This window comes from Lichenifustis flavocetrariae, assembly GCF_026130545.1.
GTDB classification, from domain to species: domain Bacteria; phylum Pseudomonadota; class Alphaproteobacteria; order Rhizobiales; family Beijerinckiaceae; genus Lichenihabitans; species Lichenihabitans flavocetrariae.
In genome coordinates, this window is sequence record NZ_JAMOIM010000018.1 from 50,478 (window position 1) to 67,924 (window position 17,447).

The 17,447-nt window shown below is 62.8% G+C and carries 18 protein-coding genes; 11 read left to right on the forward strand and 7 right to left on the reverse strand.

The window, feature by feature from the left end:
* Positions 1-72: 72 nt before the first annotated feature.
* The 3 genes from M8523_RS22595 to M8523_RS22605 form a co-directional block, all read right to left on the reverse strand.
* The gene (locus M8523_RS22595; protein ID WP_282587169.1) at positions 73-708 is read right to left on the reverse strand and encodes a Crp/Fnr family transcriptional regulator; all 636 of its coding nucleotides are present in this window, start codon (positions 706-708) and stop codon (positions 73-75) included.
* A gap of 435 nt (positions 709-1,143) precedes the next feature.
* Entirely contained in the window at positions 1,144-1,401 is a 258-nt protein-coding gene (locus tag M8523_RS22600; protein WP_282587170.1) for a hypothetical protein, read from the reverse strand.
* Between the two features lie 244 nt (positions 1,402-1,645).
* A complete protein-coding gene (locus M8523_RS22605; RefSeq protein WP_282587171.1) occupies positions 1,646-2,164 on the reverse strand; it encodes a type II toxin-antitoxin system RatA family toxin in 519 nt (172 codons plus the stop codon).
* A gap of 239 nt (positions 2,165-2,403) precedes the next feature.
* Between M8523_RS22605 and M8523_RS22610 the strand changes: the two genes are divergently transcribed.
* The 4 genes from M8523_RS22610 to M8523_RS22625 are packed head-to-tail and all read left to right on the forward strand — an operon-like array spanning position 2,404 to position 7,085.
* A complete protein-coding gene (locus tag M8523_RS22610; RefSeq protein ID WP_282587172.1) occupies positions 2,404-2,964 on the forward strand; it encodes a polysaccharide biosynthesis/export family protein in 561 nt (186 codons plus the stop codon).
* Between the two features lie 45 nt (positions 2,965-3,009).
* A complete protein-coding gene (locus M8523_RS22615; RefSeq protein ID WP_282587173.1) occupies positions 3,010-4,215 on the forward strand; it encodes a glycosyltransferase in 1,206 nt (401 codons plus the stop codon).
* Positions 4,216-4,231: 16 nt separating this feature from the next.
* Complete coding sequence (locus M8523_RS22620) at positions 4,232-5,791, forward strand: undecaprenyl-phosphate glucose phosphotransferase (protein WP_282587174.1); 1,560 nt, start codon at positions 4,232-4,234, stop codon at positions 5,789-5,791.
* Positions 5,781-7,085, forward strand: coding sequence for an O-antigen ligase family protein (locus M8523_RS22625; RefSeq protein WP_282587175.1), 1,305 nt, complete (start codon positions 5,781-5,783; stop codon positions 7,083-7,085). Before M8523_RS22620 ends, M8523_RS22625 begins: the two co-directional genes overlap by 11 nt.
* On the opposite strand, the gene M8523_RS22630 is transcribed toward M8523_RS22625, so the two are convergent.
* Positions 7,022-8,299, reverse strand: coding sequence for a glycosyltransferase family 4 protein (locus M8523_RS22630; RefSeq protein WP_282587176.1), 1,278 nt, complete (start codon positions 8,297-8,299; stop codon positions 7,022-7,024). The two genes, M8523_RS22625 and M8523_RS22630, sit on opposite strands and share 64 nt — an antisense overlap.
* 204 nt (positions 8,300-8,503) lie before the next feature.
* On the opposite strand from M8523_RS22630, the gene M8523_RS22635 reads away from it, so the two are divergent.
* The 7 genes from M8523_RS22635 to M8523_RS22665 all read left to right on the forward strand — a co-directional run bounded on the left by M8523_RS22635 (position 8,504) and on the right by M8523_RS22665 (position 14,883).
* On the forward strand, positions 8,504-9,067 hold the full coding sequence (locus M8523_RS22635) for a fasciclin domain-containing protein (protein WP_282587177.1): 564 nt from the start codon (positions 8,504-8,506) through the stop codon (positions 9,065-9,067).
* A 47-nt stretch (positions 9,068-9,114) separates the two neighbouring features.
* Entirely contained in the window at positions 9,115-9,486 is a 372-nt protein-coding gene (locus tag M8523_RS22640) for a DUF423 domain-containing protein (protein ID WP_282587178.1), read from the forward strand.
* Positions 9,487-9,626: 140 nt separating this feature from the next.
* Complete coding sequence (locus M8523_RS22645) at positions 9,627-10,175, forward strand: sigma-70 family RNA polymerase sigma factor (RefSeq protein WP_282587179.1); 549 nt, start codon at positions 9,627-9,629, stop codon at positions 10,173-10,175.
* Positions 10,172-10,885, forward strand: a complete 714-nt coding sequence (locus tag M8523_RS22650) for an anti-sigma factor (RefSeq protein ID WP_282587180.1) — start codon at positions 10,172-10,174, stop codon at positions 10,883-10,885. The genes M8523_RS22645 and M8523_RS22650 overlap by 4 nt, the downstream gene beginning before the upstream one ends.
* A 134-nt stretch (positions 10,886-11,019) precedes the next feature.
* On the forward strand, positions 11,020-11,838 hold the full coding sequence (locus tag M8523_RS22655; RefSeq protein ID WP_282587181.1) for an FAD binding domain-containing protein: 819 nt from the start codon (positions 11,020-11,022) through the stop codon (positions 11,836-11,838).
* The gene (locus M8523_RS22660; protein ID WP_282587182.1) at positions 11,829-14,534 is read left to right on the forward strand and encodes a molybdopterin-dependent oxidoreductase; all 2,706 of its coding nucleotides are present in this window, start codon (positions 11,829-11,831) and stop codon (positions 14,532-14,534) included. Before M8523_RS22655 ends, M8523_RS22660 begins: the two co-directional genes overlap by 10 nt.
* A 133-nt stretch (positions 14,535-14,667) precedes the next feature.
* Positions 14,668-14,883: a YgaP-like transmembrane domain gene (locus tag M8523_RS22665; protein ID WP_282587183.1), complete on the forward strand. Its 216-nt coding sequence runs from the start codon at positions 14,668-14,670 to the stop codon at positions 14,881-14,883.
* Between the two features lie 15 nt (positions 14,884-14,898).
* Here the strand turns inward: M8523_RS22665 and M8523_RS22670 are convergent, their stop codons facing one another.
* From M8523_RS22670 to M8523_RS22680, 3 genes are read right to left on the reverse strand one after another with little or no spacing between them, the layout of a single operon-like run.
* The gene (locus M8523_RS22670) at positions 14,899-15,555 is read right to left on the reverse strand and encodes a 2-dehydro-3-deoxy-6-phosphogalactonate aldolase (RefSeq protein ID WP_282587184.1); all 657 of its coding nucleotides are present in this window, start codon (positions 15,553-15,555) and stop codon (positions 14,899-14,901) included.
* Complete coding sequence (locus M8523_RS22675) at positions 15,552-16,475, reverse strand: 2-dehydro-3-deoxygalactonokinase (protein ID WP_282587185.1); 924 nt, start codon at positions 16,473-16,475, stop codon at positions 15,552-15,554. The genes M8523_RS22670 and M8523_RS22675 overlap by 4 nt, the downstream gene beginning before the upstream one ends.
* A 31-nt stretch (positions 16,476-16,506) precedes the next feature.
* The gene (locus M8523_RS22680; RefSeq protein WP_282587186.1) at positions 16,507-17,274 is read right to left on the reverse strand and encodes an SDR family NAD(P)-dependent oxidoreductase; all 768 of its coding nucleotides are present in this window, start codon (positions 17,272-17,274) and stop codon (positions 16,507-16,509) included.
* Between the last annotated feature and the right edge of the window lie 173 nt (positions 17,275-17,447).

A 17,447-nucleotide genomic window follows, 5' to 3' on the forward strand; every position in this document is an offset into this window, starting at 1 on the left:
TGGAGCAACACCGGCAGTCGCGGCTTTCTGTCAAATGGTTCCGAGTACGACTCGACGGCCTCAACGCGAAGGTCATGGAGAAAGCACTTCCTTCATGTGGAGGTAGGTGGGATCGAAGCCGGCGAAGTCTTGCAATTTTTCTCGGTCGAGGATCTGCAGGAACTTTGCTTTTGTGGCGATCAGCCCTCGCCCGCGCAGATCCTGCATCATTCGATTGACGTGAACGCTGGAGAGCCCCGTGGCGTCCCCAAGGACGGCCTGGGTGAGCGGCATCTCGCATCCATCTTTGTGGGCGAGTCCGACTGTCTCGAGCCGGTAGAACAATTCGCAGAAGAGGTGGGCGAGACGCTGAGGTCCTGGCCGGCAGCCCACGTTCACGACCCATTCTCGAAAGATGGCCGCATTGATCAGGCTGTCGCGCCAGAAGGCAACGGCGAGGTTCGGGAACTCACCGACCAACAGGTGCAACGCCCGATGCGGAATGAACGCGACGACGCAGGGCGTGAGAGTGCCCAGCGCATGATCCATCACGTTGAGCTGCATCGTTTGCAGATCGGGAAGGTCGCCGGGGATATGAAAAGAAACGATCTGCCGTTTGCCGGTTTCCAACTGCTTGTAGCAATGCATGAAGCCTTCGATCAGCAGGCAGCAATGATCGGGGTCGTCGCCGTCGCGAACGATCTCCTGGTCGGCGGGGAAGGATCGCATCAGAATCGGCAGGGCCTGAAGGCCGATCCTTTCGTCACGAGAGACGGAAGCAATAGACGCAAGTTTTCGGATGAGACCATCATGCCCTGAACCGTGCGGGAAAGACGCGCTCATGGATACTCCAGTGAGACCTGGCCGATCACGCACGTTGCTCAGCCCGGCCACGAGGAACGCAGCGACGATGGGAACCTTCGATCTCGGTGATCTGGAGCCTCAAGTTACGGCGGTAGGATCCTCATCGAGCGGGTGTTTTCCAGCTTCTCGGACCAAGTTCATTCGTCTGTCGATCTCAAGGATTTTAAGGCCGACCCGTCGTTCTGGCGCACAGCCAAACGGTGAAAAAGAAGAGGTCCGAAGACAAGGATTGGAAATTACACTCAAAAACCATTCATTTGGCGCAGCGGCCACACTGTCGATCTGTCGCTAGCAGCGACCTCAAGGTTGAACGTTGCCGTTCGTTTTCGTTGGGGCTGCGCCGCGCTTTATCGTGGAGTTGAAATTTTTCTCTTTCTGAATGATCGGTACGGGTTCAGAAATCACGAGACCGTCGGGGCTGACCCGCACAGCACTGCTGCCCGCGATGATCGGGGTCCCGTACAAAGCCCCTCGGGAAGGATGCTTGACGACGCGCGAGCGCGCCAAAGCCGGACTGACCGCCATCAGGGCGACAGCGATCAAGGCAATCCATTTCATCTCATCGTCCCCACGGTTCCCCGAATTAGTAGGACAGGTGGGACCGCTTTCCAAGGCCGATCAGGATCTCGTTCACCGCGGATCGGCGGCGAAGCCCGCTTGGCGCCTGCTGGTGAGCAGAGGCTTGGGAATGAGGTCGAGAATGGCCTCGGGTGGCCCACGTCTCCGCCGGTCGCCAGAGATCCAGCTTGCTTGTCTCGTCCGAGGACCGCGGCCTCTTAGGTCGCAATCGATGCTGCCTCTCCTAAAGAGGATCTCCGATACCGGCTTGTCTCACCGTATGCAGGCTGCCGCCTCCGTTGCGGCCATAGACTTGGTCGGCGCGACGCTCAAAAGCTTCCGCGAAACGCCTGAACGCCGAATCGAACATCGACCCCATCAACATGCTGAGGACGCGGCTCTTGAACTCATAGGTGATGAAAAATTCCACCGTGCATCCGCTGTCATCTGGACGGCCTGGTTCAGGCCGAAACGTCCACCGATTCTCCAGCGACCGGAAAGGCCCCTCGACATACTCGACGAGAATGGTCATGCCCGGTCGATCAAGCGTCACACGGCTGGTGAAATTTTCCCGGATCGCCTTGTAGCCCACCTGCATGTCGGCCAGGATCACCCCGTCTCCGGCCTCGTCGAGCTTCCGTTGCCGGATGATCAGGCTTTGGCAAAGCGGCAGAAACTGCGGATAGCTTTCGACGTCGGCCACCAAGTCGAACATGTGTTCCGCGGAATGGCGGACGCGGCGCGTGGTACGGAAACTCGGCATGCGGGACTCGAAGGCGGGGGGGGGTGGCGCTGAGTGAACTCCGCGTCGCCGTCACCCCTCAGGAAAGCGCGACATCACTCGACCGCTTCCACTTAAGGGGAGCAGAGAGCTCTTTCCACCCTTTTCGCGCATCGGTCATGAGGTCGCACGGGTCCGCAACAGAGTTCATTAACCATGTTTGGCTACAACGTCCGAGTTGTCTCCGCCTCGGCTTCGGTCGGCGCAGTCCTGGTTGGATCATGCTGCGATCTTTCATCTTTCAGTGCCTCGCCGTAGCGTTTCTGCTCGGCGGATGCGCTCAGCAGAATTTCCGGAACGACCTGTTCGAAAGCACCTTGATGGCGCCCTACGTCCTCGGGAGCGGTGATCGCATCCGAGTTCTCGTGTTCGGTCAGGACGCCTTATCGAACACCTATTCGGTCGGCGGCGCGGGAACGATCTCGATGCCTTTGATCGCCGATGTCAAAGTTTTCGGACTGACGACGACACAGGCCGAACGGACGATCGAGGCCAGGCTGCGCGGGGGCTTCCTGCGCGATCCTCACGTTTCGGTCGAAGTCGATGCCTATCGCCCCTTCTTCGTGCTCGGTGAGGTGACAGCGGCCGGCCAATATCCCTTCATCAACGGGATGACCATCCGCAAGGCTATCGCGGTCGCCGGTGGCTTCACGCCACGCGGATTCCAGAAACAGGCGCAAATCACCCGCGTCATCGACGGCGTTCCGGTGGTGGGCCGGTTCCCACTCGATACGCCGATTCGGCCCGGCGATACGATCACGGTCGAGGAACGCTTCTTTTAGCTTTCATCCCCATGATCCAGCCCCGGAGGTCGGCGGGATCTGGTGATGGTGGCTCATTCGGACCAACAGGACGATCCCCTTCGGGTTGTTCACGTGATCAGGGCGCCGCTCGGCGGCCTATTTCGCCATGTCCTCGATTTGGCGGAGGGTCAAATCGCGCGGGGCCACGCCGTGGGGCTGGTGGCCGACAATTCCCTCCAAGATGCGAGAATTGAGGCGATCCTGAAATCGCTGGAACCCCGGCTCGTCCTCGGTTTGTCCCGCGTCAGGATCCATCGTTCCCCTCACCCGTCAGATATCCCGGCTCTGTTCCATCTCGCCGAATGCATCCGGGTCGCGAAGCCGAGCATCGTTCATGGGCATGGCTCGAAAGGGGGGGCGCTCACGCGCCTTTGCGGCTTCGTCCCAGGTCTGCCGCCCCACGTTCGGGGCTACACGCCGCACGGCGGCAGCCTCAACTACAAGCCGGGCACGCGTCGACATGCGTTCTACATGACGGTCGAACGCTTCCTGCGCCGACAGACCGACCTTCTCATCTTCGAAAGCGGCTTCATCGCGTCCCGCTACGGCCAGTTCGTCGGGCGCCCTCCCGCGCTCAACCGGGTGATCCACAACGGGGTCGCACCTGAGGAATTCGCGCCGGTCGAGCCCGCGCCGCATGCGGCCGATTTCGTTTACGTTGGTGAACTGCGCTCTGCGAAGGGGGTCGACATCCTCCTTATGGCACTTGCGCGGGTCCGCGCTCTGGCCGGTGTCACTCCGACCTTGGCGCTCGTCGGATCCGGACCGGATCGGGACGTGCTGAGGCAGCAGGCGTTCAGCCTGGGACTGACCGAGCAGGTGACGTTCCATGGTGCCATGTCGGCACGTCGGGCCTTCGAGCTCGGACGCACCATGGTTGTCCCATCCCGCGCCGAGTCCCTCCCCTACGTTGTGCTCGAAGCCGCAGCGGCGACGATCCCGCTCGTTGCGACCAATGTCGGTGGGATCCCGGAGATCTTCGGCCCCTTGCGGCGGCGGCTCATTCCGGCCGACAGCGTCGCCGATCTCGCCGATGCGTTGATGGTCGCCTGGAATGCCGCCGCTCCCGCGAGAGCCCAGGAAGCCCAAGACCTCGCCCGCTATGTGCAAACGCGATTCTCGCTCGACCGCATGGTCGACTCGGTGCTGACCGCCTACCGGGAAGCCTTGAAGCCACCCTTCCCGCGGCGCGCCATCGAGGCTTCCCACCCGCTGGTCCTGTCATCGTGACACATCGGAATCTCAAATGAAGGCACACCCTTCGGCCTCGGCTCCCTTTGGTACCGATGACATCGTGCGGCTGCACGCGTCGGCGGCTACCAACGAGCCGACCAGGACGGACCGAACGGAACCGAATGCCGCCCTTGCCAGGCTCCTGCAAGCCGCAGGCGGCCTCGACATTAAGCCGCCGGTCTCGCCCGTGGTGCTGTCCGGCACGGTTAGGCTGATCGAAACCGCACTCCTTGGCGCAACGGGCGTCCTCGCGGCCGGCGCGCTGCGGTTCCCGAGCGTTCTCGTCTCGTCCATCATCACCCTTGTCGTCTCGCTGCTCGCCGCGACGCTTTGGAGGATGTTGCGATTGAACAGCCTGCAAGTGTTGCGTGCGCCCGGCTCCGCCGTGCCGCGCCAGATCGCGGTCCTGGGCGGCCTGTGCTCGGTGTCGGCGATCCTGCTCTGGCTCGCGGGCTATGGCGGCCCGACATCGGCAATGTGGCTTAGCACCTGGTTCGGATCGGCGGCCTTTGCGCTTTCAACCGAACGTCTCCTTGTGGCTCGGTTTGTCAGATCTCTGACACGGCGCGGTCGTCTCGAACGCAGAACCGTGGTGGTCGGCGGCGGTAAGCCCGGAGAAGAATTGCTTGACGCACTCGCCCGGCAGGCCGACCCGGATCTGCGGATCTACGGTGTCTTCGATGACCGCAACGATGCCCGGTCGCCGCTCATATTAGCCGGCTATCCCAAGCTCGGCAATGTCAGTGACCTCGTCGAGGTGGCGCGCCGCACCCGGATCGATCTCATACTTTTCACTCTGCCCATCACGGCCGAGGAGCGGCTGCTTCAGATGTTGAAGAAGCTTTGGGTGCTGCCAACCGATATCCGCCTCGCGGCTCACCGCAGTGGTCTTCGGTTTCGCCCGCAAGCCTATTCCTATGTCGGCGACGTCCCCGTTCTCGACATGTTCGACAAACCGATCGCCGATTGGGATGTCGTGATCAAGGCGATCTTCGACAGGGTGGTGGGCGCACTGGCATTGATCGCCCTTTCGCCTGTGCTGCTGTTGACGGCCATCGCCGTGAAACTCGACTCGCGTGGGCCGGTGTTCTTCAAACAGATGCGCCATGGCTTCAACAACGAGGCCATCGAAGTCTACAAGTTCCGATCCCTCTATGCCGATCAGACCGACTTCACGGCTGCGAAACCCGTGACCAAGAACGATCCGCGCGTCACTCGGATCGGCCGTTTCATCCGCAAGACGTCTATCGACGAGCTGCCGCAGCTTTTCAACGTCGTGTTCAAGGGCAACCTGTCGCTCGTCGGACCACGTCCGCATGCCGTTCATGCGCATCTGGCCAACAAGGGGTACGACGATGTGGTCGACGGCTATTTCGCCCGCCACAAGGTCAAGCCCGGCATCACCGGATGGGCGCAAGTCAACGGCTGGCGTGGGGAGACTGACACGCCGGTGAAGATCCAGAAACGCGTCGAGCATGATCTCGCCTATATCGAGAACTGGTCGATCCTGTTCGATGTCTACATTCTTCTGATCACGCCCCTCGCGCTGACGAGAACCGAGAATGCCTATTGAGGCGGCTGGAGCGACGCCGGGCCCCCACCGTCTGGGCCTGAGCTTCGACTACCAGGTTCTGATCCGCGCGACCTTCGGGCTGACCATTTTCTGTGGCGCCTTCGCGCTCGTCGAGCCTTCACCCTACGACTTCGCCTCGTTCCTCGCCATCGCGGTCTGGTGTCTGGGCGGATTTCGGGTCAACAGCACGGCGTTCCTGTTCATCGCTCTGATCGCGATCTACAATTTCGGCGGGTTCGTTTCTCTCACTCCCCACCTCGACGAGTGGCTGCCGACGCTGTTCATGCTGCAATCGCTGTATCTGGCGATCACGGCCGTCTTCTTCGTGCTCTTCTTCTCAGAGGACACGCTCAGGCGAACGCATGTCTGCCTTGTCGCCTTCACGGCAAGCACGATCGTGGCCGCAATCTGCGGCATTCTCGGCTACTTCAATGTCGCTCATCTGGGCGCCGTCTTCTCGATGTACGGACGCGCCTCAGGGACATTCAAGGACCCCAACGTCCTCGGATCCTACCTGATCATGGGCGCCCTCTTCCTGATGCAGCGCTTGATCCTTTCCCAAACCCATCGCGTCGCACTCACGACCCTGGGTTTCCTGATCATCGTCGCCGGCATCTTCCTGTCGTTCTCGCGCGGCTCCTGGATGGCCTTCGCGGTGGCCAGTGTCGTCACCGTGGGGCTGACCTTCTTCACGACTCCGAATCCGCAAAGCCGCCGCCGGATCTTGATCCTGGTCAGCGCGGCTGCCGCTCTCGGGGCCCTGGCCATCGCGGCTCTTCTGGCTGACAGCAACATTCGCACCTTCTTCTTCGAGCGCGCCGCCGTCACCCAAGACTACGATGTCGGAGAGACGGGCCGCTTCGGCAATCAGTTGCGCTCGCTCAACATGCTGCTCGATCTTGTGAATGGGTTCGGGCCGCTGCGTTTTCGGCTGACCTTCGGGCTCGATCCGCACAATTCCTATATCAACTCTTTCGCATCCTACGGCTGGCTCGGCGCCTGCGCGTTCTTCCTGCTCGTGGGGCTAACCTTCTTTATTGGATTTCGGGTTGCGATCGTCCCGTCACCCTATCGACGGACCGCGCAGGTCTTCTGGCCGGCCCTGATGGTCTTTCTCCTGCAAGGATTCCAGATCGACATCGATCATTGGCGTCATGTCTATCTGATGTTCGGCGCCGTCTGGGGATTGGAGGCGGCGCGCCTGCGCTGGGAGGCCAAGGCCTCCGGGTCTCAAGCGGCGCGGGTGTCTGCCAGGCTGCCGACCGCGTCCCGTGTCCCGGTGGCAGCGCGGTAGATCCGCATGATGTCACGGACATGGCGATCGATGGTCGGCGGATCGCTCCAGAACGACTGATAAGCCGCGGCCGACATCCTGACGGCTGTGCCGTCATGGGCTAGGCGCGCCATCGCAGTACCGAGATCATCGGCATCCGCACAACGGAACCACACGCCATTCACGCCATCTTCGATAGAGTCCCGACCAGCACAGCCGTCCGACACGATCACCGGGGTCCCGAGCGCCTTGGCTTCGAGGACGGTGAGCGGCTGTCCCTCGTACCAAAGGGATGGGAACACCAGGGCGCGGGCCGACCGCATGGCCTCGGCGACAGCGGCCTGGCCTTGCCAGCCGCGAATCTCGGCTTCCGGATAGCGCGCGATCAACTCGGCGCGCATCGGGCCATCGCCGACGAAGACCGGGCGAATGCCCTGCCGACGGGCCGCTTCGGCAAACAGGAGCGGACCCTTTTCGGGCGACAGGCGGCCGACGAAAATGAAATCGCCCCGGGCCGCATCGGGCTTCGGGCCGAGATCGACCGCGCTGATGGGATTCGACACAAGGTGCAGCCGGGCCTTCGCCGGCAGGGTGTCGCCGATGATGGATTTTTGAAACTCGGAGATCAAGATGTAGTCATCGAACACTTCAGGCAGCTTTGCCCCATACTTCAGCACCGTCTGACGCATATTGCGCCACAGCTTGCGTGTGTAGCTCCGCGAGTCGCAGTCGGTCGCCCAGCAGGCCCCCGACAGCGGCGTGAGGTGGCAGGGGTGTTGTGTCCTATAATTGTAGAACCCGCCATTGGGGCAGAGCATGAAGAACTCGTGCATCGTGTAGACGGCGGGCAGCCCCGAGGTGGCGATCGGCCCGGCAATCGAGGGTGACAACGCCTTGGCCCAACCGTGCACATGGACGACGGTTCGACCGCGCGGCAGGGTGGAAAGAAGGTCACCAAGGGCCTCGGCCGCGGAGGTGTTCCAGATCCCTTGGCGGGCGGCGGCGAGTTTTGAGGGATTGTGGATCAAGTCGGGCTGGTCGAGACAGACCACCTCGATGCCGTGTTCCTGCAGCACCGGGTCCACCGGGCCGGAGGCCGCGAAGACAATCGGGTGCTGCCCGTGGCGTTTCAGCCCAAGAGCACTGTCGATGGCCACGCGGGACTGTCCACCGCTGATGAAGCCATGATCGAGCGCGATGACGGTCGTGAGCGGAACGCCTGGATCCTGCCACATGCGGTTCGAACGCCTCCTCGCGATGGTCGAGCCAGTGACATTATGGCTTGAGGCTTCGAAGGACCTTAAGGCCCAGGAAAAAGGGCTAAGCGATCGAGGGATGTCGTAAAATTCAAATTAATCCGCGTCTTTGAAACTTGGCCCCTGAGGCTCCGTAATTCTTCATGTCTCCCGCGAAATGAGCGGAGATCTCTGGAGGATGTGATGATCGGTTCTAGGACAAACAAGGTTGCGGGTGGTCTTCTGCTTGCACTCGCACTCTCGACGGCGCCTGTCTACGCTGCTGTCAAGATGGTTGGCGGTGCGCCGATGTATCCGACCAAGAATATCGTCGAGAATGCTGTCAATTCCAAGGATCACACGACGCTGGTCGCTGCTGTCAAAGCCGCCGGTCTTGTCGACACGCTCGAAGGTGCCGGCCCCTTCACGGTCTTCGCCCCCACCAACGAGGCGTTTGCGAAGCTTCCGGCTGGCACGGTCGAGACCTTGGTCAAGCCCGAAAACAAGGACAAGCTCACCGGGATCCTCACCTATCATGTTGTCGCCGGCAAGCTGACCGCGGCCGATCTGATGAAAATGGTGAAGGCGGGTGGCGGAACGGCCGAGATCAAGACGGTCGAAGGTGAGCCGCTGACCATCTCCATGAAGGGCAAGGGTCTCGACATCACCGATGCCAAGGGCGATGTTGCACGCGTGACCATCCCGAACGTGATGCAGTCGAACGGCGTCATTCATGTCATCAACACAGTGCTGCTGCCTGCCACCTGATCTCGGGACCCACGTCTTTGCGTGAGGCGTGGGGTTCAGGGAGCCGCGTGCTGCTGGCGGCGTCTGGGGTGCTGGGCGCCTCAGGCGTGGCCCTCGGGGCAGCCAGCGCCCATCTGGGAGGCGGCGACTTTGGCCGCCTCGCTTCGGAGTTCTTATTGTTCCACGCAGCCGCCATTCCCGGGATTCTCGCGATATGCGTGCCCTCCGGATGGGTGGGGCAACTTGCCGCCTCGATGATGGTAATCGGGGCGGTCTGCTTTTCGGGCGACCTCGCCTATCTTGGCTTTGTCGGTCGGAGTCCTGTGAGCGGGTTGGCACCCTTTGGGGGCCTGACGCTGATCGCAGCCTGGCTTGTCATCGTCGCAGCAGCAGTCGGGGTATTTCGCCAAAAGGTGGAAATCGACGACAAAACGGTTTGATGACGCGTCGATGCCTCATGATCGTTGTATATGATGAGCGTTCACAGCGCTTTTCAGTTGGCCTGCCGCCCAGCGATAGATAGCCTGCCGCCAAGCTTCCAGTCGGCCCTGGCCCTCGAGAAGTGCACTGGGGCGGCTTGATGATGTTTTCGGCGGACGAGCTTTCTGCGGTCCTGCGGCGTGTCGTGGCCAAGGACCCTGAGGCGTTCGAAGCGCTCTATCGCGCCACTAGTGCCAAACTTTACGGCATTATCGTCAGGATCGTGGTGAACAGGAGCGTAGCGGACGATATCCTCCAGGAGGTGTACGTGAAGGTTTGGCAGCATGTGGGCGACTTCGACGCCGCAAAAGCATCGCCGATCACGTGGCTGGCGACGATCGCCCGCAATCGTGCCATCGACGAGGTTCGCCGCCGCAAGCCGGATGTCGCCCAAGAGGAGATCGAGACGATCGACGTCGCGGGCAATGACAGCCATCCTCTCGACGCGCTCGACCGCAGCCAAGACCTGCAGGCTCTCATGGGCTGTTTGAAAACACTTGATCAAGAAAAGCGCGATATCATTCTCTTGGCCTATTGCCGTGGACTGAGTCGGGAAGAACTCGCCCGACGCTATGTTCGTCCGGTTCCTACCATCAAGACCTGGATCCACCGTGGTCTGGCGCAGTTGAAGGCCTGCTTGTCGTCATGATCGGCTTTTCGGACGACGAGGCCCTCGCGGCCGAATATGTGCTCGGTACCCTTGATCAAGCCGAGCGTGCGGCCGCGGAGACGCGCCGCCGGACCGACCAGGCGTTCGACGACCTAGTGCAGCAATGGGAGCTGCGCCTCGCGCCTTTGGCTGACACGACACCCGACCTCGCTCCACCTTCCGATCTGTTCGCTTCGATTCTGACGCGGCTCAACGATGGGCAGGCAACGGTCGCGGGCGATAACGTCATTGTCCTGCGCCGCCAGATCCGCGTGTGGCGGACGGTTGCTGCGATCGCGAGCGCATTGGCGGCGGTCCTGGCCGTCTGGGTCGTCGGTCGCGAAGCCTTCCCGTCATCGTCGACGAATCAAACCTATGTGGCAGTGCTCCAGCAGGGCCAGGGCGCCCCGACCTTCGTGGTATCGCTCGACCTTGCCCACCGCCGCCTGGCCGTCATGCCGCTCGGGACAGACGCGCCGCAGAACAAGAGCTACGAATTGTGGATGATCGGTGCGGATCACGCGGCGCCCCGCTCCGTGGGCGTCATCGACTCGAAAGCCACGATTCTTCCCGCTCTGCCGGACGTCGATCGCGGCACGATCTCCGGGGCGACCTACGCCGTGACCTTGGAGCCACATGGCGGGTCTCCCAACGGAAAGCCGAGCGGCGCACCACTCTTTGTCGGAAAGCTGATGAATACGTCGCTTTAGCGAGTGCGATGTTGTCGGTCTGCACCTGCGCCCGCTGTGTCGTCAGGGCAACCAGCCGGCCAACTTGCGATCGTGCCTGAAATGCGCAGAAAAGGCTGGCCCGCTCCATGCTTGGAGGGCGGTGGAGCTGACGCATGGATCTGAACACCGTCACGGCCGTGACGAGACCTCGTTCGCGGAGCGAACTCGACAGTTTCGTCGAAGGCGATGCGTGGCTCGCGGGAGGCACGTGGTTGTTTTCCGAGCCTCAGCCCGATGTGAGGCGCCTGATCGACCTGTCTGACCTCGGCTGGGAGCCGATCGAGGTCACGCAAGCCGGTCTCTCGATCGCGTCCACCTGCACGATCGCGACGCTCGAAGGATTCGATCCTCCAAAGGCGTGGCGGGCCGGATCTCTTATCGGCCAGTGTTGCCATGCTTTTTTGGCGTCATTCAAGATCTGGAACATGGCGACGATCGGCGGCAATCTCTGCTGCGCCCTGCCGGCCGGCCCGATGATCTCGCTTTGCGTGGCTCTCGACGGAACATGCGTGATCTGGGGACCCAATCGCGCGGAGCGTCGGCTGGCGGTGCTCGACTTCGTGATCGCGCCGCAGCAGCATGCCTTGGGACGTGGCGAATTGCTTCGGGCGATCGAACTGCCACGCGCCGCCTTCGACCGCAGAGCTGCGTTTCGCCAGATCTCCCTCACGCCGCTCGGCCGTTCGGCCGCCCTGCTGATCGGGACGCTTGGGGCCGACGGCGCTTTCGATCTCACGGTCACGGCCGCGACGCGCCGGCCGATCCAGCTCGACTTCGGCGCCCTGCCCGATCCGAGGTCGCTGCAACAACGCCTGCAGGCCGACATTCCCCTGAGCCTCTATTACGACGACGTTCATGGGGCGCCGGATTGGCGGCGGCACATGACGTTCGAGTTTGCTGAAGAGATCCGGAGCGAACTGGCATGCTTTTGACCGTCAATGGCCAGGATCAGCACGGGGCGCCGCGTCCGGGCCAGTGTTTGCGGACCTTCCTGCGCAACCTCGGCTGGTTCGGCGTCAAGAAGGGTTGCGACGCGGGTGACTGCGGCGCCTGCACGGTCCACCTTGACGGCAAGCCCGTACATAGCTGCCTCGTCCCGGCGTTTCGGGTCGAAGGGCATGAGGTCACGACGATCGAAGGGCTCGGAGACACCGACGGCCTGCATCCGATGCAACAGGCCTTTGTCGATGCACAGGGCTTCCAGTGCGGCTTCTGCACAGCCGGCATGGTGATGACGGCCGCGTGCCTCAATCAGGCTCAACGCCGCGATCTTCCCGCCGCGCTGAAGGGCAATCTCTGCCGCTGCACCGGCTATCGCGCGATCCAGGATGCAATCGAGGGTCTGAGGCATCGCGAGGAGGCTCCCTCCGGCAAGACGATCGGCCGCAACATCGCGGCGCCGGCCGGTCCGGGGATCGTGACCGGTCAGGCGCGATACACGATGGACGTTGCGATCGATCGTCTGACACACATGAAGATCTTGCGCTCTCCGCACGCGGCCGCGCGGATCCAGAGGATCGACGCGTCGGAGACCTTGAAGATTCCTGGAGTGCTCGCGGTGCTGACGCACCATGATGCGCCCGCAAAACTCTTCTCGACCGGCCGGCATGAGCACGCGACGGACGATCCCGATGACACGCGGGTCCTCGATTCGGTCGTTCGTTTTGTCGGTCAGCGTGTGGCCGCCGTCGTGGCCGAAAGCGAGGCCGCCGCCGAGGCCGGCCGAGACCGCCTGGAGGTCGACTACGAGATCCTGCCGGCCGTTTTCGATCCCGAGGACGCAATGCGGCCGGGCGCCCCCGTGATCCACGACAAGCCGGCCGCTGCACGTATCGCCGACCCGCAACGCAACATCGTGGCGGAACTGCACGGCGAGATCGGCAGCGTCGATGCCGGCTTCATGGACGCCGATGTGGTGCATGAAGCGACCTACATGACGCAGCGTGTACAGCATGCGGCGCTCGAAACGCATGGTTCGATCGGTTGGCGCGACAGCGAGGGTCGGCTCGTGTTGCGCACGAGTTCACAGGTGCCTTTCCTCACGCGAGAGGCCCTGGCGGCGCTCTATGACCTGCCACGTGACAGTGTGCGGGTCTTCAGCGAACGGGTTGGCGGCGGCTTCGGCGGCAAGCAGGAGATGCTGACCGAAGACCTTGTCGCGCTGGCCGTGCTGAAGACAGGCCGGCCCGTGAAACTCGAATTGACGCGGGAGGAACAATTCAGCGCCACCACGACCCGCCACCCGATGCGGGTGAGCGTGAAAGTCGGCGCCAAAAGCGACGGCCGCTTGACCGCTATAGCGATGCTCATCCTCTCCAACACGGGCGCCTACGGTAATCACGGACCGGGCGTGATGTTCCATGGGGCGGGCGAGTCCCTGGGGCTCTATCGCTGCCCGAACAAGAGAGTGGATGGACACGCGGTCTACACCAACACGGTGCCGAGCGGCGCCTTCCGGGGCTACGGCCTCAGCCAGACTAACTTTGCGGTCGAGACCGCCTTGGACGAGATTGCGCGTCGCCTCGATATGGATCCCTTCGCGTTTCGCCGACGCAACGTTGTGCGACCCGGCGATCCCATGGTGTCGTATGACGAGAGCCCACATGACGTCGAATATGGCAGTTACGGGCTTGATCAGTGCCTGGACAAGGTCGAAGCCGCACTCGCCGATAAAGCCCGGCCCGACCTCGGGCCGGATTGGCTGACTGGACGCGGCATGGCGGTCGGAATGATCGACACGGTTCCACCGCGCGGACACTTTGCCGACTGTCGCATCAGGCTGGGCCGCGACGGCCTCTACGACCTGACCGTCGGTACGGCCGAATTCGGGAACGGGACCACGACGGTCCATTGCCAGATTGCGGCCGCCGTTCTCGGCACATCGGTCGAACGGATCAGGATCCGGCAGTCCGACACCGCGCATGGTGGCCATGATACGGGCGCCTACGGCAGCACCGGAACCGTGATTGCCGGAGCCGCCACCGAAAATGCCGCGCGCGCGCTCGCCAAAAGCCTGTCGGCCTTCGCGACCCGTCACATGGGACGCGACAATGCCGCCCTGGCCGAGGATCACATGATGGTCGACGGGAAGCGCGTAGATCTGGCCGAGCTTGCACAGAGCGCCGAAGACGCCGGCCTTCCCCTCGAAGCTATGGGGCACGCGAACGGGACGCCGCGATCCGTCGCCTTCAACGTGCAGGGCTTTGAGATCGCGGTTCATCGACGCTACGGCACGCTGCGTATCTTGCGAAGCATTCACGCCGCCGATGCCGGAACGGTCATGAACCCGATGCAGTGCCGGGGTCAGATCGAGGGTGGCGTTGCGCAAGCGATCGGCGCGGCCCTCTATGAGGAGATGCGGATCGATGCCGACGGAAAGGTCATCAATCCCGTCTTCCGCGGCTATCACATCCCAGCCTTTGCGGATGTGCCGCATACGGAGGTTTATTTCGCCGCAACCCACGACAGTGTCGGCCCCCTTGGGGCGAAGTCCATGAGTGAAAGCCCGTACAATCCTGTCGCGGCGGCGCTTGGCAATGCCATCCGGGACGCCACCGGCATCCGTCTGCTTGAGACACCTTTCTCCGCCGATAGGCTGCACCGGGCTTTGGCGTCCCAGGCCCCTTAGCCAAAGCGGCGCGAAGGCGGCAGTTTGGCGATGCCGCCTCACATTTGTGGAACCTCATCCGGTGATTGCCGTTCAGGATATCGAGCCGTGCTGCAATGCAGCGCCGCCAGATTTTTCATGAGGAGCCATCCCGATGTCGACAGGACTTCCCGCTTTCCCGGCCCACGAAGGTCATATCGGAATGCCGGAGCGATTCATCTCGGTTGCGGCCGGCTTGGCGCTTGCAGCGACTGCCGCAAAGCCACGTCCCAACGTTCTGCTCAGCATCCTGGCACTTGGGGCCGGTGCCTTCCTGGCCTATCGAGGCGCGACCGGCTACTGCCCCGCCCGCGCGGCTCTGGACGCGTAAGGCGGCGTAAGCCGTTCAGCGTTGAGAAGACCCGGCCCATTCGCGGACGGCGCCGACCAACGCTTCAGCGTTCTTGCCGACCTCGTCCGCAGTCATGCCTGGCTTGAACAAGGACGAACCGATCCCGAACCCGTGCACCACGCTTCCGTTCCAATCCTTGATGGTGCCGGATGAAACGCCACCCACGACAAGAAGGCGTGTGCCCTTCGGGAGCACCGCAGCCATTGCTTTCGCGACGGAGGGTGTCACCAGTTCACCCGGGAAGAGCTTGACCGCATGCGCACCCGCGTCGAGCGCCGCGAAGGCTTCGGTCGGCGTGAGGCAGCCCGGCAGGGAGATCATCCCGGCCGCGCGCGTGTGGCGGATGACCTCCACGTTGCAATTGGGCGAAATGATCACTTGGCCGCCAACGTCGTGCACACGCGCGACATCTTCGGCGCGCAGGACGGTGCCGGCGCCGACGGTCGCGTGGCCACCGAATGCCTTGGCGAGAAGCCCGATACTCTCGAAAGGCTCGGGTGAATTCAATGGGACTTCGAGGATGCGGATCCCCGCGTTCACCAAGACGGTGCCGACCGCGATCGCTTCCTTGGGGACCAGCCCGCGCAGGATCGCGACGATCGGCATGGTGGCGAAATCTTCTTCGTAGCGCTGCTCCACGGCCGTGCTCATAGGGCTGGTCCTGTGCTGGTGAGATCGAGGCTGGCCGCGATGCTGGTCAGGCCCGCCAGGGTCGCGCCCTCGGGCTCAACGTCGATCACCTGGAATCCATAGTGAAGGAGCGCGGATCGATAGGGTTGCAGCTGCGGATCCGCGGCTACGAGGTGAACCACATGCCCTGCGCCGAAGAGATCACGCGCGCCGGAGATTTCCGCTTCGATCAACAGTCCGGACAGGAAGGGCCGAACAGCACGGCCGCTGACGTTCCTGGACAAGACCTGCGTCCTTGCCTGGAACATCTGGCGCGTCAGCCCACCGGGCATCTGCGAAAGTGTCCGAGCGAGACGCTGACCAGCCTCGACATCCGCAGGCTCCTCGGCGAGTCGACCCACGAAGGATTGGACGAGGGCGGCATAGAGCTCACCGGTCGCGAAGGTCACGAACCGCGTGATGCGCCCCTCTTCCATCTCCACCCACTTGCTGTGGGTTCCGGGCAAACACACGAGCCCGTCCTTCACGCCAGCCCCGAAGGCTTGGATCTCCTCGCCGCGCATCACGTCGTAGCCGCCGTCGTCCGTGCGACAATCGACACCGGGGACGATAAACATCGGCCTCGCATCATTGGGCACCCGAATGAGCCGCGCCGCGAGATCCGCCGGTCCGCAGGGGGGCGAGACATAGGGGGCTTCCAGCCAGCCGTTCCGGCTTCCCACCATTCCGGACATCAAGACCGGCAGAGCCGCGTTGGTGCTGAACCACGCCTCACAAGCATCGTCGAGCGCCTTTTGATACCCCCCGGCGGGAACGCTCTGGACACCACTCTCGGATGCTGCGCGGCCCAGGATCTCGCCATTCATGCCGACCAGGGTCGCCCTCATCCGGGTGGTTCCCCAATCGACCGCGACGAATGGTGCGGAACTTGAAGCTGTCATCCGCCCTCCCGCTCGGCCATTCCGTTGCAGGTCATAGCCAACCGCCGTCCACCAGGTAGCTTTGATTGGTCATGGCCCCCGCTTCGTCCGAGGCGAAAAACAAGGTGGCGCGGGCGACATCATCTGGAACGAGCGGCCGTTTGAGGCATTGCCGGTCGAGCCTGTCCTTGTCCGCCTCGGGCGTCATCCAAAGTTCGAGCTGGCGATCGGTCATGATCCAGCCGGGCGCCACCGAGAGAACCCGGATATTGTCCTTGCCGTAATCGCGGGCCAACGAGCGGGTCAGTCCGAGAACGGCCGACTTCGCAGCCGTATAAATCGGCATCCCGCCCTGCCCGAGCATCCAAGACAGCGAGCCGAAATTGATGATGCACCCTTTCTGGGCGGCCTGCATGTCCGGCAGCACTGCCTGCGCAGCAAAGAACTGGTGCTTGAGGTTAACGGCGATGCGCTCGTCGAAATATTCTGGCGTCACGTCGGGCGTCGCATGACGCTGATCGTGCGCCGCGTTGTTCAGGAGAATGCCGATCGGCCCAAGTTCCTCGCGAATGGCAGCGATCCCGGCGCGAAGCTCGTCGATGTTGCGCAGGTCGGCATGTTTGAAGACGACCTGATGGCCCGCGTCCCTCAATTTGCTCGCGAGTGCCTCGGATGGCGCGTCGGCGATATCGAGAAACCCGATTTTGGAGCCCTGCTCGGCAAAACGCTGCGTGAGAGCCGCACCGATTCCGCTACCGCCCCCCGTGATCAGCACAACGGCATCACGCAGGCTCGGGTAGCGCGCGATCTCAACTGTCATAAAACCTCCCTGCGCCAACATGGCCTCGACGCTCGCGAAGGGTTTAGTGGCAGCTCGCGGATCCGGCAATGCGAACTGCTTCCCGCTGGAGAGGATTTGCCGCGGGCCACTCGCGCTTGCCGCTTTACCTTCCTGCCCTGTCGCGGCATAGTCCGCGCGCTCACAAGGACCCG